The organism is Microbulbifer sp. ABF4_143 (assembly GCF_056160225.1).
Map to the genome: position 1 here is coordinate 174270 of NZ_JBSWWT010000005.1, position 17155 is coordinate 191424.

Below are 17155 nucleotides of genomic sequence, written 5' to 3' on the forward strand. Positions count from 1 at the left end.
GGAGAAAAGGCGCCGCGCCGGCCGCAGACTGGCTCTACAGGGGGCGGCGGGCCGGCTCCACGCGCAGCAGAATCGGCGCATAGGCGGGATTGGCGGCCTGGCGGCGGCTGTACAGCCGCACCAGCGCGGCGCCGACGAGCAGTCCGGCCAGGGCGCCGAGCATGGCCCCGGCTTCTCCGCCGAGGGCCTCCCCGGCCAACGCGGCCAGCAGCAGCGAGAGCAGCGGCAGCAGGTAGACCAGCAGCGCACTGCTGCTCAGGGCCCGCTCACCGATACCGATAACCGCGGTGTCATTGAGGGAGATATCGTCAGAGTCCCAGCTGTTCAGCGCGACGCGGATGCGGTTGGCGTCGCGGCTCGACAGGTAGTCACCCAGCAGGCCGGTGCCGCAACCGCTTTTGGCGGCACAGCCGCCGCAGCCGCCGCGCTGGATCGTCTCGACCCAGATGGCCCCCGGCTCTATGGCCACCACCCGGCCGCGCTCTTCCACCACCGCCGCTTACCCCTCGACGGCGACGGCGGCCGCGACGCGCCGCGCCGTGGTGTCGGGGATCTCACCCACCACGGTCACCGTGTAGTCGACGCCGTCCACCTCGATGCGGTCCATATAGGCCACGGTGGCGCCGCGTATCGCGCGGCCCTTGAAGTTCAGCTCGGGACCGAGCCGCTGTATGAAAACGGTAAACACGCTGAGGCCATCGCTGAACACCAGCATATCGCCGTCGGACAGCGGCTTGACCGATACCGCCTTGAAGCCATCCGGCAGCCAGCGCAGCTGCCAGCGGCTCTGAGAGGTGCTGCAGGGGTTGCTGTTGTCGATGCGGCGCGCGTGGGGGGACTGGGGCTGCAGGTCGCCGTCCTGTACCGGCGACAGGTCCAGCTGCACGAACTGGTAGCGCTCCAAGACGCGCCCCTGGGTGCCCACCAGCATGGACTTCAGCGGCAGACCGGTTTCCCGATCGAGACTCACGACCAGCCCAAGGCGGTGCAGATCCCGCGGGCGCGCCTCTATCACCACCGCATCGCGATCGGCGATGCGCTCCTCTCCGCGCAGGATAAACTGGTAGGCGCGCTGCACCTCCTGCTGCCCGGCCCGGCTCCAGAGTGCCGCGCGGGCCAGGGGGCCGGTGCCGCGTTCACAGTGCTTGCCGCTGCCGTGACTGATCAGTTCGCGCGGCTCGCCGCTCAGATAGCGCACCCGCTCCACCTGTTCGCCGTCGCGCACCGCGTGGACGACCTGCAGTGTCTCCAGCATGCCGGCGTGCTCGAAGGTCACCAGGCCGCTGTACTCCAGCTCCGTCACCGCCCGGGACAGCTTGCCGAGCCACTGTTCCACTTCTTCCGCCGCACCGGCGGTGCTCCCGGTCGCGGCCTCCTGCGCGCGGGCGAGGGGCGCCAGCAGCAACAAAGCCAACAGGAGACTGTTGGCTTTGCGGATACGGCGGCTCCGGGGCCGCAGCTTGTTCACGAATTCACGCACGCTACATTCCAACTTTTTCGCCATAGGTGGCCCGGGCAAAGGGCACCATGCCCTGACTGCCGACGTGGGCGGCCTGCTCTGAGTGCTGGATCATGACCCGGTTCAGGTGGCGCATCAGCTCGGGCGTGGGCATCTGCTGGATGACCGCCTGGCCGGCAACGCCGGGTTGCTGGTCCGGCAGCAGGCGCGGCGTCGCGGTGCTGACCGAGCGCGTGGACGGCGCGGGGACATAGAATCCGGAGGGCTGCGGCGAAGACTGCACTGCCGGCTGTACCGGGCGCTCCACTTCGGCCACCAGCTCGGCACCCGCCTGCACGCCCTGCCCCGCGGGAGAGAGCTGCAGCTGCTGCACGCCGAAAATCGCAGCGAAGGCCACGGCCGCCGCCACGGCACCCCGGGAAAGGGGCCGCCACCAGCGGCTGTTGGCCAGGCCGTCGGCCGCCTCGGCGCCGCCACCGGATCCGGACAGGGGCGGCTCCTGCTCCACGGCCGCGGAGATCCTCGCCGCCAGGTCGCTGTCCACCGGAGCCACCGACTCGCGGCGCAGCGCGCTCGCGGCCAGCTGGTAGCGCGACCAGCGCGCCCCCATCTCGGGCGAAGCGGCGCTCGCCTTCAGCAGGCGCTGCACCTCCAGCTCGCTGGCTTCACCGTCCATCAGTGCCGACAGCGACTCGTTCAGACGTTCCTGATGATTCCCGTGGGACATACGGGTTTACCCTCTCTGTGCGATCTTTTTTCAGCGCCCGCAGGCACCCTTGTTGGTTATCTGTTCAGACCCGGTATCCGGCGGTTTGTTTCGCCGGCGGCAAAAAATTTTCTAACCGCGGTCGCCGAGAGTCTCCGGTTCCCCGGCCATCACCGCCTGTACCGTGCGATCTATGGCCTCGCGGGCGCGGAAGATGCGCGAGCGCACCGTGCCCACCGGACAGCCCATCACCTCGGCGATCTCCTCGTAGCTGAGCCCCTCCAGCTCGCGCAGGGTCACCGCCGAGCGCAGATCCTCCGGCAGCGCGCGTATCGCCTTGTGAACGGCGGCCTCCAGCTGGTCGCGGAACAGCTGGTTTTCCGGGGTCTCGTTGTCCCGCAGCAGGTCCGCGCCGGAGTAAAACTCGGCGTCCTCCAGATCCACGTCCGAGGACGGCGGACGGCGGCTGCGGGAGACCAGGTGGTTCTTGGCGGTGTTGATCGCGATGCGGTACATCCAGGTGTAGAAGGCGCTGTCGCCGCGGAAGTTGGCCAGCGCGCGGTAGGCCTTGATAAAGGCCTCCTGAGTCACGTCCTGCACCTCGCTGTGATCCTTGATAAAGCGGCTCACCACCGCCACTATCTTGTGCTGGTATTTCAGCACCAGCAGATCGAAGGCGCGCTTGTCCCCTTTCTGTACCCGCTCTACCAGTTGGCGGTCACTCGGCGACGCCGGTTGCGCTGTCATCCCCTACTCCCCTTACTCCCATGACCAGCGGCCGAACCGCGGGCGCCACCCGATGCGAAAACGGGGCTTCCGGCGCAGGCGTTTATTCTGTGGTGTTCGAGACACTCAAGACACTGGCGATAGGACATAAGTTCCGGGTCAAATCGACGAAATTCAGGGAGGCGCTATACTACGCGACCCCTAAACATAAATGAAATGTATGAATGCCAAAGCAAACTACGACGTGCTGGTGATCGGCAGCGGCGCCGCGGGTCTGACCCTGGCCCTGCACCTGGCGGCACGTTATCGCGTGGCCCTGCTGTCCAAACAGCGGCTGCAGGACGGCTCCACCTGGTTCGCCCAGGGCGGTATTGCCGCCGTGCTCGACGAGATGGACTCGGTGGAGTCCCACATTGCTGACACATTAGACGCGGGCGCAGGCCTCTGCCACCCGCAGGCAGTGCGTTTCACGGTGGAGAACAGCACCGCCGCCATTCAGTGGCTGATCGACCAGGGCGTGGATTTTACCCGCGAGGAAGGCGATTACCACCTGACCAAAGAAGGCGGCCACAGTCACCGCCGCATTATCCACAGCGCCGATGCCACCGGCCGCGCGGTGCACAGCACCCTGATCGAGCGGGTGCGCGCGGCGGAGAATATCGACTGCTTCGAACACCATGTGGCCCTGGACCTGATCCGCCAGCCGGACCCGGACAAGGGCCGCTTCCGCTGTGCCGGGGCCTATATCTACAACAAGAATACCGAAGACGTGGAGCTGTTCCAGGCCAAGGCGGTGGTGCTCGCCACCGGCGGCGCCAGCAAGGCCTACCTCTATACCAGCAACCCGGACGGCGCCAGCGGCGACGGCATCGCAATGGCCTGGCGCGCCGGTTGCCGGGTGGCCAATATGGAGTTCAACCAGTTCCACCCCACCTGCCTCTACCATCCAAAAGCCAAGGCATCGCTGGTCACAGAAGCGCTGCGCGGCGAGGGCGCGCAGCTGAAACTGCCGGACGGCAGCCGCTTTATGCACCGCTTCGACAAGCGCGGCGAACTGGCGCCGCGGGACATAGTCGCGCGCGCCATAGACCACGAGATGAAGCGCCTGGGGGCCGACTGTGTCTACCTGGACATCTCCCACAAGGACGCCGACTTCGTGCGCGGCCACTTCCCCACCGTCTACCAGAACTGCCTGCAGTACGGCATCGACATCACCAGGGAGCCGATTCCGGTGGTGCCGGCAGCCCACTACACCTGCGGCGGCATCATGGTGGACCAGCACGGCCGCACCGACCTGGACCAGCTCTACGCGATCGGCGAGACCACCTTTACCGGCCTACACGGCGCCAACCGCCTGGCCAGCAACTCGCTGCTGGAATGCCTGGTCTACGGCCGCTCCGCGGCGCTGCACCTGGAACAGACGTTGGACTCGGTGCAGCCGCCCCGCCCGGCCCCGGCCTGGGACGCATCCCGGGTGACCGACTCGGACGAGGACGTGGTGATTTCCCACAACTGGGACGAACTGCGCCGCTTTATGTGGGACTATGTGGGCATAGTGCGCACCCGCAAGCGCCTGCTGCGCGCCCAGCACCGCATAGGCCTGCTGCAGCGGGAGATCCGCGAGTTCTACGCCAACTACAAGGTCAGCAGCGACCTGATCGAACTGCGCAACCTGGCGCTGGTGTCCGAACTGATCATCCGCTCGGCCCTGGAGCGGCGGGAGAGCCGCGGCCTGCACTACTCGCTGGATTATCCGGACCTGCGCGAGCTGGCGATGGACACCATCCTGGTGCCGGAGAATTTCGCCGACCAGCGGCAGTTTGTCTGAATTTCGCCGGGCGAACCTTGTGTTCGCCTAGCGGGAATACCGCAAAGCCCCCTGCAACCGGCGCCAGTCGTCCCGCGCCATCGAGTCCCGCGCCAATACCAGCCGCAGGCGCCGCCCGCGCAGATCCCGCCCGTTGATCACGATCAGCCAGCGCCACAACACCAGCTCGCCGCGAAACTCGAATTCCCGCGGCTGTCCGCCCGCCGGCTGCCAGAACCAGCGCCGCTCGCGGGTGCCGAGCACCCCGCACATCGATTTCAGGCGACGCCACTCAAAGGCTGCATAGACCAGCACCGCGAGCGCCGCCGGCAGGAACAGATACAGCGGCAGGCGGCACCACCACAGCAGCGCCAGGGCCTGCAGCGCGATCAGAATCAGCAGAATAAACAGAAGGCGGGAGGGCGCCACGGCACAATTCAGCCGGGCGCAGCGTTCGAAATACTGAGGGCGGCTATTCTTGCAGGCCTGTGTTGTCACGGATAATCTGCACTATGCGCAACAGATCCGGATCGGACGGATCCTCGCGACGCAGAAACCAGGCGAACAGATCCTGATCCTGCTCGTCGAGCAGTTTGATATAGCGCTGCTGATCGGCCTCGTCCAAGCTGTCGTAGACATTCTCCAGAAACGGCAGCAGTACCAGATCCAGCTCCAGCATGCCGCGGCGGCTGGCCCAAAACAGGCGGTTGCGATCCATACTTCATTCCAACCCAGTCAAAGAGCGCGCAGTATACCCCCCTCCCCTGCAAAGTTGAAAAGCCACAACAAACTTGAAAAAGCGGCCCCTACCCCCAAATAATCCGCTCCAGACAACCCGGAGGTGGCAGGACAATGGACCAGCAGCAGTGGCAGGAATTTCTGAGCGGCGAAGGCGCCATCTGGGAGGGTGCCGATACCCAGAGCCCCCGCGCCCACTTCCCGGAGACGGAGGCTGAGCTGCACCTGATCGACCTGAGTCCGCTGGGCGCCATCTCCATCGCCGGGCCGGACAGCCAGAAGTTCCTGCAGGGCCAGCTCACCTGCGACCTGGTCACCCTGCCGGACAACCACAGCAGCCTCGGCAGCCACTGCAACCCCAAGGGCCGTATGATCAGCGCCTTCAGCGCGCTCAAGCTGTCCCAGGATGAACTGATTCTCCGCCTGCCGCGGGATCTGGCCCCCATTGCCCGCGAGGCGCTGGCCAAGTACGCGGTCTTCTTCAAGACAGAGCTGACGGACATCAGTGACGAATGCCGCTGGCTCGGCCTGCAGGGCAAGAAGGCGCCCGCACGCGCGGCTCAATTGCTGGGGCTGGACGGCCTGAGCGCCGGCGAAGTTCGCCCGTTTGACTTGAACGGCGAGCGCGCCATAGCCCAGGCGCTGAACGAACAACAGGTGGCGGTACTGGTGCCGAACCAGCAGGCGCGGAGTCTCTGGCAGCAACTGAATGCCGAGGCAGAGGCCGCCGGCTACGACTACTGGCAGCAGCTGCGGATAGCGGCCGGCATCCCCCAGCTGTACGCCGCCACCAGCGAAATGTTTATTCCGCAGATGGCCAACCTGCACCTGCTCGGCGGTGTCAGCTTCAAGAAGGGCTGCTACACCGGCCAGGAAGTGATCGCGCGCATGCAGTTCCGCGGCGCCGCCAAACGCCGCCTGTACCGCGCCAGGTGCACCTCCGGGGAGATCCCCGCGCCGGGACTGGAGATCTACGGCGAGGGCGAGTCGAGCATCGGCAACCTGGTGGAGGCCTGCCGCAGTGAGGAGGGGATAGAGCTGCTGGCGGTGCTGACCATTGCCAAGGTGGCCGCCGGCGAAGAGTTGCGACTCGCAGACGGCCGCGCACTGGAGATTCTGGAGCTGCCCTACGACGCGGATGCAGATCCACTCGCATAAGCCGAATCAGTTTATGTAGGAGCGGCCCATGGCCGCGATCGGACTATCGGATTATCTCCGACATCGATCGCGGCCACGGGCCGCTCCTACATAATTAAGCTGCCTGCCAGTTGGCAGCGATTACCGGCTCTATCTCATCGCGCACCTCTTGCGGCAACTGGGCATCCCCTGCGGGCGGTGCTCCGAAGGCCGCCATGGCATTCACTAGGTTGTCGACCATGTCAGCCTGCAGCACTGCGTCAGCGGTGCGGATTTCATCCAACTGCTGACCGCTGTCCGCGTACCAGCCCTGGATGGTTACCTGCTCATCGGAGCCGATCACATCCACAACCAGGTTATCGCCATCGCGACTGAACCAGAGATTGTCCTCATCGAAGCCGGCCAGGAATTGCAAGACATCCACATCAGATCCGGGATTGTTGGACAGGTTGTTGATCCTATCCTGCCCGGTGCCCGCACCCACCAGATAGGTATCGCTGCCATCGCCACCTATCAGGTAGTCATTCCCAAGCCCTCCAGCGATAGCGTCATCGCCAGCACCACCATCGATAAAGTCGGCATCCGATGAGCCCAAAATGGTTTGCGCAGCCGCATCGGCAGCGACCAGGTTGGCATAGCCGCGCTCGTCGGGCAGCCCCTGATAATCGGGAGAACCGAGAGGATCGGGGTTCGAAAGGCCGAAGGCACCGAATATCTGCTCCGATGTGATGCTGCCGCCGGATGCGAATGTGATGCTGTCCACCACATAGTCTCCACCCAGGAACCAATTCCTGATGGTGACAGAATCACTGCCGCCGCTGATATTCAGTACCAGATCGTTGCCGCTCTTCATCAGCCCGCTGGAGACCTGGCCAAAATCAACGCCGTCAAAATGCAGCTCGTCGCTGCCGCCACCGCTGTTGTCGATAATGTCCTGCCCATCGCCGGAACGGAAGATATAGATATCGTCGTTGCGGCCACCCATCAGCAGATCGTCTCCGGCATCGCCGGCCAGCGTATCGGCACCATTGCCACCCTCGAGCCGGTCGTCGCCGGCGCCGCCGTTCAGCACATCCATACCATTGCCGCCGCAAATAAGATCACGTGCGGCCGTGCCGGACAAAGCGGCATCGTCTCCGGTAGTGCCCTCGACAGTGGTATCGAAACCTGTGTCAGGGGTGGGCATGGTTAAGCCGAAAGCATCAAATATTTGCTGGGCCGTCAGTGAACCTCCGGTTTCGAACTCGATGGTTTCCACCAGGTTTTCGCCACCGAGGAAGAAACCGCTGATCGCGACCTGGTCGGGCCCACCGTTGACTTTCAAAATCAAGTCATCGCCCGACTTGTTGAGGTAGGAGGCCACTTCACCGAAGGTAATGCCGTTGGCAAAGCGCAAAGTGTCGGTGCCGCCACCGGAGCCGTCTATCCTGTCCTGACCGCCGGTATAGATATAGAGATCGTCACCGGCACCGCCAATCAGCAGGTCGTTGCCGCTGCCGCCCTGCAGCGTGTCGTTACCTTCGCCACCCAAGAGGACATCGTCGCCCGCGGTACCGGTTACCGTATCGTCGCCGCCGATTTCGGGCGCCGGAGGCTCTTCCCCCTCGCCGGGATCAACTGGATCGCCACCGCTGCCGCCTTCATCCGGCAATGCCTCGAGCAGACTTGGGATATCCGCCGCCATAATCGATGCACCGCCGTCGTCGGGCTGTACATAGCTGATGGCAGTGTCGCCGCCGAGGAAATGATCGGTAACCCGGATTTGCTGGTTCAGGTCGGAGTCCACCAGCATCACCAGATCGTCACCCTCCCGGTGGAAACTCAACTGGCCTCTGGCAATGCCGCCCAGGAAGAAAACACCATCGAAACCGCCGCCGGTGTTGTCGACGATATCGATACCGCCATTGGCGGTGTAGTAGTAGCGGTCGTCACCAAGACCACCGATCAACAGGTCGTCGCCATCCTCACCGGAGAGGATGTCGTCACCGCCCTCACCCATCAGCGTATCGTTGCCGGAGCCACTGCCGGAGCCGTTGCCCCCGGCCAGGTAGTCGTTGTCCGCACCGCCCAGCAATTCATCGTCACCGGCCATACCGAAGAGTGTGTCGTCACCGGCGAGGCCTTTTATTTGATCTTTACCAGTGGTACCGACCAGCTGCTCCCCGCTAGCGGTGCCTTCGACTACCGCATCGAAGTCGCTGCCGCCGGCAGCAACCATCTGGTTGATCTCCGCCTCATCCAGCAAAAAGCCGCCGTCCGGCTGTACAAAGTCGATGGCGTGGTCGCCGCCGAGGAAGTGATTCTGTACCCGCACGGACTGTTCGGGATCCCCGTCCACCAGAACCAGCAGATCGTCGCCGTCGCGCTGGAAGCTCAGACGGTCTCTGTCGATGCCGTTGTTGAAGAAGAGGCCATCGTAGCCGCCGCCGCTGTTGTCGATCACATCAGCACCGGTCCCCGGTAGATAGATATAGCTGTCATCTCCCGCACCGCCGATCAGGGTGTCCGCTCCCGCGCGACCCACCAGCGTGTCGGCGCCGGCGCCGCCCTCGATCCGGTCGTCACCGGCATCGCCATCGAGATAGTCGTCCCCGGCTTCGCCGTAAATGGTGTCGTTGCCGTCCCGGCCCCAGACCTGGTCATTGCCCTCGCCGGCGCGAATGGTGTCATCCAGGTTTCGATAACCGGCCAGGGTATCGTCTGCGGCAGTACCGTGAGTAACCGCAAGAGTCTCTATTTCGGAGAGGCTCAGGCTGGAGCCATCGTCGAATTGAATTGAGTTGATCTTGAAATGGTCGGTAACGCCACTGTACCAGTCGGTGACCCGGATGGAGTCGGTGCCGTTGCTGTGCGCGATCAGCAGGTCGTTGCCGTGGCGCTCGAACTGCAGATCGGACTGGGCAATGCCCGGACCAAACACCAGGGTATCCAATGAGGGATCCACATTGCTGTAGTCCTCGCCCTGGCGACGCTCGGTCAGGGTGTCCTGCCCGTCACCGAGGTTGAAACGGTACTCCTCATCGCCGAAGGAGCCGAACAGGATATCGTTGCCTGTACCACCCTCGATCACATTGCTGTTCTGGGTAAAGGCCTCGCTGAATGCGGTGATCACGTCGTCGCCGCTGCCACCGATCAGCGTATCGCTGCCCTCGCCAGAGATGGTGTCGTTACCGGCACCACCGTCCAGCACGCCGGTACCCGTCAGTGTGTCGGCACCGGCATCGCCAAACAGGCTGCCGTTTCCGCTCAGCTGATCGTCGCCGGCGCCGCCGTGCAGCGTATTCACACCAGAGTAGTCCTCGAGTACGTCGTTGCCGTCGTCACCGAAGAGCTGATCACTGCCGCTGCCACCGAAAATGGTATCGACTCCATCCCCACCGTGGATCTCGTCATTGCCGCTGCCGCCGTAGAGGCTGTCCTGGCCCAGGCCGCCGAAGAGAGTATCGCCACCACCCTGGCCGTAGACGGTATCGTCGCCGGCACCGGCAGTTACGCTGTCGTCGTCCGCATGGCCGTAAATGGTATCGGCATTATCGGTACCCGCCAGCGCCTGCTGCTTGATCTGCTCGTAGTCCCAGACAGTCGCATCGGAAAAAACGATACCGTCGATACCGGTTCCCGCGACAACTCCCGCCTGGCTGGAGAACTGATCCGCGATGCGGATATTGTCCCCGGTTGCGGAATTGGTAATCACCAGGTCGTTGCCATCGCGGCGCAGGAGCAGGTCCTGGGGATTGACGTCGGTAAACTCCAACCGATCCAGGTCACCGCCCTGGTCGTCGATCTGATCGATGCCATCCCCGGCGCTGAAGCGGTAGATGTCGTTACCGGAAGCACCCTGCAGGGTATCGTTGCCGGTTCCGCCGATCAGGATATCGCCGCCCTGGCCGTTCAGGGTGTCGTTGCCGTCGCCGCCGTCCAGTTCGCCGCTACCAATCAGCGTATCGTCGCCGGCATCGCCGTAGAGGCGGCTGTAGCCGGAACCACCATCGAGGTAATCGTTGCCATCGCCCCCGTGGATTTCATCGTCGCCGCCCTGGCCGTACAGGGTATCTGCGCCGCCTTCACCATAAATGGTGTCATTGCCGAGCGCCCCGTAGACAATGTCATCCCCGGCGCCGGCGTGTACGATATCCGCATCCGCATGGCCGAAAATCTCGTCCGCCACCCCGGTGCCAGCCAGGGCCTGCTGTTTGATCTGTTCGTGATCCCAGACGGTATCATCGGCGAAGGTGATGCTGTTGATAGCCGAAGCGCTGACCGCGCCGGCCACCAGCGCAAACTGATCGCGCACGCGGATGGTGTCGCCGCTGCCGCTATTGGTGATCAGCAGGTCGTTGCCATCGCGGCGCAGCAGCAGGTCCGCGGGATTCACATCGGTGAACTCGATTCGATCCTGGTCTCCGGACTCGTCGTCAATCAGGTCCGCGCCGTCACCGGCGGAGAAACGATAAGTGTCGTCACCGCCGCCGCCCAGCAGCGTATCGTCGCCACCACCGCCAACCAGCAGGTCGTCCGAGCTGTACGCCTCGATGGTGTCGGCCTCGCCGTCACCCAACAGGACTTTCGCTTTCAGATCCGCGGCGGTCCACACGGTGCCACTGTTGAACTCCACCCGGTCTATGGCAGAAGCCGTCGTAGCCTCCGCGACAAAGAAATCCTTTACCGTTACCGAGTCTCCATCTCCGTAGTTCAGGATCACGTCGTCGCCTTGGCGCACGACGGCAACCGAGGCTTCGCTGACCGTGTCGTCGAAACGGATGGTTTCCGTGGTGGCGCTATCCTGCTCGCCGGTCACTATCCGATCCGCGCCATCGCCAGCAGAGAACAGATAGGTATCACTGCCGCCGTTGCCGGTCAGCAGATCGTTGCCAGCGCGGCCGTCCAGGGTATCGTCGGAGTCGTAACCGGTAATGGTATCCGCAGCATCGGTACCGGTAAGCACCAGCTGCTTCACCTGGGCCAGATCCCAGCTAGTGCCATCGTCAAACGCTATGGTGGAAAGCGTTTCTCCCGCAGTGCCGAAGTAATTGGCAACAGTAACAGCACTGGAACCAGCGGCAATGGAGAGCACCAGATCGTCTCCATTGCGGATGGCTTTCACATCCGCAACGGCCACGTCCGCACCGAACTGCAGCCGGTTGTTTTCCCCGGCCAGCTCGACAATACGGTCTTCACCTTCGTTCAAATTAATCAGGTAGGTATCGTCGCCACTGCCGCCCTGCAGAGTGTCGTCGCCGGCACCGCCCTCGAGACTGTCATGGCCGGCGCCGCCGCTAAGCAGGTCGTTGCCGGCCCCGCCAACCAGGATATCGTCGCTGTTGTTGTAGCCCAGCAGGGTGTTGTCCGTAGCATCGCCAATCAGCGCCATTGCCTTGACATCGTCGACACTCCAAACAGTCTGGCCGTTGTTGAACTCTATCTGGTCCACGGCGCGTACCGTAGTGGCATCACTGGCGAAGTAGCCGGTAACTGTGACTGAATCCCCTCCGTCACCGACCTCCAGAACCAGATCGTCACCGCTGCGGGTCACCTTGACGGCGTAGGGGCTGATATCCTCGGCAAAGGCGATGGTACTGGTTCCGGTATCGCCGCTGTTGTCGATAGTGTCCTGACCATCGCCGAGACCAAAGAAGTACTGGTCCGAGCCGGCGCCACCACTCAAGGAGTCATTGCCACTGCCGCCTTTGAGCAGGTCGTCGCCGGCGCCGCCCTGAAGAATATCGTTGCCATCGCCACCCTGAAGGCTATCGCTGCCGGCACCGCCCTGCAGCAGGTCGTCACCGGCATCGCCATAGAGGAAGTCGCCACCGTCGGCACCGAGCAAAGTATCACCTCCGGCGCCGCCAAGCAGTATGTCGCCACCAATACCGCCGTCGAGTGTGTCGGCGCCACCGCCACCGCGAATCAGGTCACGGCCTGCGCCGCCGTTAACGGTGTCGTCGCTAGAAGTGCCATCGATAATCTCGTCGTCGGCATTAATGCCGGAGGTGTCACCTTCGGCACCAGCGGGCGGCTCTGCGCCCTGCCCCAGAGCCGGGGCTTCCCCCTGCGCAAAGTCGGGTTCGCGGGAAAACAGGGAACCGTCGGATAGCAGCCGGTATTCCGTTACTGCGCCCGCTGGCACCAGTGTGCCGCCCTCGCCGTCTGGAACGCCGGCCATGACGGTACCTTCAGCATCGGTGTAGAAGGTGAGTATGCCAGTAAGAGAGACGGCGCCGCTTTGCAGCCAGGTGCTGGGATCCTGAGGGTCTATGCCAACAGCGCTGGAATCGATGGCGACCAGCTGCCCCCCGTACCAGGCGGTAAGCGTCGTGCTTGCTTCTGTTGCCGCGACTTCCATGGGGGCGATAGCAGCATTCAGGGCAGCGGCGCTCTGGGTTTCAGGTTCAGCGCTCGCACTTTCGGTTGAACCGCCAGAGTCGCCCGAGACGGCATCCAGCATGGCATCGGCTCTACGCAGCCACTGCTGGGTGTAGGCATTCCTGAGATCGGAAAAGTCGTAGGCAACTCCGCCTATCACTACCGTACTGGCAGTTAGGGTTGCTTCGGGAAGATCGAGCATGTCGCCGCTGCCATAGGCGATCGACATATCCATATCCGTCCCATAGCCCAAGTCACCGTACAGATACAGATGGCTATCTTGTAATGAAACGCCGTTAATCACGATCCGGTTGTCGCCGTCGCTATCTTCAATGTAATCAATCCCGTCCCCCGAATTGAAGATATAAGTATCGTTGCCATCGCCGCCGCGCATAAAATCGAAGCCGGCCCCTCCGATCAGAGTGTCATTACCACCACCGGCATGGATATAGTCGTTGCCGGCGCCGCCGTTGAGGTAGTCATTGCCGCCTTCAAGGTCTTTGTGAGTGGGACCATCCCCCCAGATCCAGTCAACCTCTTCGCCGCCGAAAACGATGTCATGGCCGCCACCGCCGACAATTTGATTCTTGCCGCCGCCGGCATAGATCACATCGTCCCCATGCATATCCAATGGAATATCGTTCGGGAGTATGTTTGAGCCAAGGAACTGGCTGCTAGCGACGTCACCCCAGATTTCATCGTCTCCATCTCCGGTGGTGATGGTATCGCTACCTGCACCGCCGAACACAACGTTCTCCCCCTCCCCTGCATCAATAACGTCGTCGTATTCCAGGTCGGAGATAAAAATGTCCTGTACTCGATACTGTACATAGACAGTTCCTTCACCTTCATTCCATTCCTGGTCCAGTGCTATCCGACCGTCGCCAAAAATATAATCCTTGCCAGCTCCACCCTGAATCAGGTCAGAACCACTCCCTCCCGCAAACCAGCCCTCGCCACCGGCATCCGCGATCAATATGTCCTCGCCACCGCCGCCGTCCAGGGTTTTAAAGCCCGTGGACTCACTGATCAATATATCTTCGCCCTCTCCGTCGTACTCACGGTATTCTTCCGGCGGCTCCTCAGGAATATGATAATCGCCAAAGAGGCGACCTTCGCCACTGGTATGCCGGATATAATCGTTGTCCTCGCCACCGGTAGCCCAGGCCCAACCGGCAGCCCCGATGACGATAGTGTCATTACCATCCATACCGAAAAGTCCGGGATTGATATGGTCCGTATCGGCAATCAGTGTGTCATTGGCATCCCCGCCATCAAACAGCCAGCTTTTGACCCCGGGGTCTTCAGGAAAATCCGGATTGTCCGGGCTGATCAGGCTTGCATCGAAGAATATCGGTTGCGACTTGAAATCCGAGTTTCTGCTTCTGTAATCGAAATCAAACCACTCTTTATTCCCCTCCGTGCCAAGATTGCTGTCCCCTACCTTAAAACTGTTCGGATCCATTTCTGGCTGGGCAGTATCCTCTTCCTGGTAATCACTGAGGGTTAGCCCGAAGTCTTCATCCGAACCGCTAACATGGATGGCGGAAACCGGTTGGGACGCATCACCATAGATGACGACAAAACCATCGCCCGTTTTGACCAGACGAATATCACCGTCTTCGTTCTCGTAGATTTTATTCGAGGTGGAGACCCCTGTCAGTTCGGGGATGGCGCTACCGTCCAGTTGCAGGGTATTGCCCGTCGAGCTATCTACTACGGTGTCTACACCGTCGCCGGAGACGAAAACATATGTATCCCCGCCATCGCCACCAAGCAAAAGATCTGATTCTGCTCCACCATTAAGCGTGTCTGCACCATCACCACCTACCAGAGTATCTTCACCACTCTGACCAAGTAGCTCATCTCCGCCGCCGCCACCAATCAGAACATCACCGCCATCGCCAGCATTCAGAGTATCGACACCCGATGCCCCGATAAGCACATCGCTGCCTCCACCGCCGTTAAGAATTTGTCCGGACTCCTTAACGGCGATCAACAGATCATTGCCATTGCCAGCCTCTCCAAAGTCCGTCGCCTGAATCGCACCATTGGTTTCCAGACCAATAACCGCTTCATTGTCGATGGCTGCACCAGAAGTAAGCGACCGAACTACACGGATAGATTCATCCGTTTCAGCCAAACCATCAGTCGCATAGAGCTCAGCCAGCTCATTGACAACTGGCAGAAATAAAGTCTGGAAAGATACCTGCTGGATCAAACCTGGATCTTTGATCGCGTAGTCTCGAACGGTACTCTCATTGATCCAACTATTGAAAACGTAGCCTGAGGTTCCAGTATAACCTTCATAGTAAAGGATTCGATCGATAACCCTTTGGCTCCCATCATAAGGATCGGCAGAATTCAAGAAATCAAAGATATCCTGCGCCTGCTCTTGTTCAGAGCGGTTATCATACAAACCAAACAAAGCCGCTTCATATGCACGGCGCTTGGCAAGGCCGCTATCTCTCTTATTCCCACCTTCTTCAGGGTTACTGGCATACCGAATTTCAAACCAGGCGCGAATACGCTTACCATCACGTACTGCTGCCTGCAACTTCGGGCTACTTGGCAGTACGTTGTTGTACATCAACGATAGTAATGCCACTCGCTCGCTGGAGGTAACAAGTGTTTCAGCGCCAAGCCACTCATTCAATCTTGCTTCGAAGGTTCCCACCTCTGGACTAGCCGGATCACCAGCTTCTTCGTCAAAAATCCGGCGAATTGTCTGCGTCGCCGTCTCAAGGTCGTCATGGGGAATTGTGAAGGAGCTTGGCATTCCAGATTGCTGCTCAGGAGTGGCGGCATTGTAGCGTTCCAGCATGATGCCATTCAGAGTATCCAACTGGCCATTTTCGATAGCTGCATCCAATCGATCTATATAATTTGCATCACCTACCAAATCCAAACCCAGCAATTCCGTGTATACGCGCAACCTTAAATCAGGGTGCCCCTGAATGTTGAAGCCCACTCCAATGGTAACTTGTGGTGGATTTGCCGAATCAAGATACGGCTCCCATGAGATTTCACCACCCACTTCTTCCATGTAACGAATCACATTCCAGCGCAATTCCTTATACTGCTCTTCCGTCAGCTGTCCGTTTACGGTAATCATGTGTCATCTTCTTCCTATTGAACCATACTTATTCCACAAACCTGAGCAGGTATTCCTGAAAGCTCATTAACTTTTATCTGGTACTGAGCAATCCAGCCATCCCAGCGAGCTTTAAAGGCACGGCCACCGTAGTAGAATAACTCATCATCGAGAGATGGCCCCTGCAAACTCAATTGCGGATCTTCATACACTCTACGATTCTTCTCCTGATCATCATAAACAACAAAATAAGACGTTAAGTGAGCGCATTTACCATATTTACTCCTATTTTGATTCGGATATGTAAATCGGTAAGCTGTATCCACCTGACCATCGTGATCGATATCGATACGAGCTATTTGTAACCCCGGCCAATTCCCCGCATCCATTTTCATTTTTGCCGACAACCATACCTGTTTCGCTCTTTTTTGGCGTCCTGGCGGCCACAGATAATCCATCTTTATCTGCTCTTTCCTTATTCTCATTATTTCTTCCTTGTCCGTTATTTCAGTCCATTCTACCGCTCTAAATTTAGAGAACCCTGGTAGGATTTTTCTTTCACAAAGCGGTGCATCGATATAGCCTGCCTGGTTTAGCATGTCCACATAGTCTCGGCACAGCGGGTATTGACCACCAGTCATCAACTTAAATTTAATGGGGGGTATTTTCGACCTATCAGATGGATATACCTTTGTAAGGTGCAGCTCTTCCGTTCTTTTTCGATACGCAGCATCCAAGCAGGCTACCCGGCTGGATTCACTGTCTTTCAGCTCGCACCTTGCTCTTTCAGTACGGAGCCACTCAAGCTGCGATTCCTTAACGCTATCCCGAAGCGCTGGAATGGCTCTCTTGGCTCTGTAAAGTTTATCGAGCGCGCGATCTGACAAGCGTAATCCCTTATCTGCGCAAATCGTTTTCTCAACTTTTGTCGAAGCTTTACTACAATCAAAGCTTGGCCCTAATCTTGTGTCAGAGGCGGAAGCGGCCTGCCATAGAACCGCTAAAGGAAAAGCAATCGCAAAATAACTAACATAACCTGTTGTCTTATTTCCCATATTCGTAACTCCTACCCTACTGCTTCGAGATATCGCTTGCCTAACAAATGGCCAGACGTGAGACACCGTT

General features: G+C 60.4%; 10 protein-coding genes. 2 read left to right on the plus strand and 8 right to left on the minus strand.

Going from position 1 to position 17155, the window contains the following annotated elements; translation table 11 throughout:
* Positions 1-34: 34 nt before the first annotated feature.
* The 4 genes from ACXAF3_RS05910 to rpoE all read right to left on the minus strand — a co-directional run bounded on the left by ACXAF3_RS05910 (position 35) and on the right by rpoE (position 2912).
* Positions 35-493: a SoxR reducing system RseC family protein gene (locus ACXAF3_RS05910; protein WP_475111367.1), complete on the minus strand. Its 459-nt coding sequence runs from the start codon at positions 491-493 to the stop codon at positions 35-37.
* Between the two features lie 6 nt (positions 494-499).
* Entirely contained in the window at positions 500-1480 is a 981-nt protein-coding gene (locus tag ACXAF3_RS05915; protein WP_475111368.1) for a MucB/RseB C-terminal domain-containing protein, read from the minus strand.
* 1 nt (position 1481) lies between these two features.
* Positions 1482-2186: a sigma-E factor negative regulatory protein gene (locus ACXAF3_RS05920; protein ID WP_475111369.1), complete on the minus strand. Its 705-nt coding sequence runs from the start codon at positions 2184-2186 to the stop codon at positions 1482-1484.
* 111 nt (positions 2187-2297) lie between these two features.
* A complete protein-coding gene (gene rpoE, locus ACXAF3_RS05925) occupies positions 2298-2912 on the minus strand; it encodes an RNA polymerase sigma factor RpoE (RefSeq protein WP_475111370.1) in 615 nt (204 codons plus the stop codon).
* 199 nt (positions 2913-3111) lie between these two features.
* Here rpoE and nadB point away from each other — a divergent pair, with 199 nt between their 5' ends.
* Entirely contained in the window at positions 3112-4719 is a 1608-nt protein-coding gene (gene nadB / locus ACXAF3_RS05930; protein WP_475111371.1) for an L-aspartate oxidase, read from the plus strand.
* A 27-nt stretch (positions 4720-4746) separates the two neighbouring features.
* On the opposite strand, the gene ACXAF3_RS05935 is transcribed toward nadB, so the two are convergent.
* Positions 4747-5196, minus strand: coding sequence for a protein YgfX (locus ACXAF3_RS05935; protein ID WP_475111372.1), 450 nt, complete (start codon positions 5194-5196; stop codon positions 4747-4749).
* Positions 5171-5416, minus strand: a complete 246-nt coding sequence (locus tag ACXAF3_RS05940) for an FAD assembly factor SdhE (RefSeq protein WP_475111373.1) — start codon at positions 5414-5416, stop codon at positions 5171-5173. Before ACXAF3_RS05940 ends, ACXAF3_RS05935 begins: the two co-directional genes overlap by 26 nt.
* Positions 5417-5550: 134 nt before the next feature.
* Here ACXAF3_RS05940 and ygfZ point away from each other — a divergent pair, with 134 nt between their 5' ends.
* Positions 5551-6594 (plus strand): CAF17-like 4Fe-4S cluster assembly/insertion protein YgfZ, encoded by a 1044-nt coding sequence (gene ygfZ, locus ACXAF3_RS05945; protein ID WP_475111374.1) that lies wholly within the window; start codon positions 5551-5553, stop codon positions 6592-6594.
* Positions 6595-6688: 94 nt separating this feature from the next.
* On the opposite strand, the gene ACXAF3_RS05950 is transcribed toward ygfZ, so the two are convergent.
* Both ACXAF3_RS05950 and ACXAF3_RS05955 read right to left on the minus strand, forming a co-directional pair.
* Positions 6689-16051 carry a calcium-binding protein gene (locus ACXAF3_RS05950; RefSeq protein ID WP_475111375.1) on the minus strand — a complete coding sequence of 3121 codons (9363 nt, stop codon included), beginning with the start codon at positions 16049-16051 and terminating at the stop codon, positions 6689-6691.
* Positions 16052-16065: 14 nt separating this feature from the next.
* On the minus strand, positions 16066-17085 hold the full coding sequence (locus ACXAF3_RS05955; RefSeq protein ID WP_475111376.1) for a lysozyme inhibitor LprI family protein: 1020 nt from the start codon (positions 17083-17085) through the stop codon (positions 16066-16068).
* Positions 17086-17155: the final 70 nt, after the last annotated feature.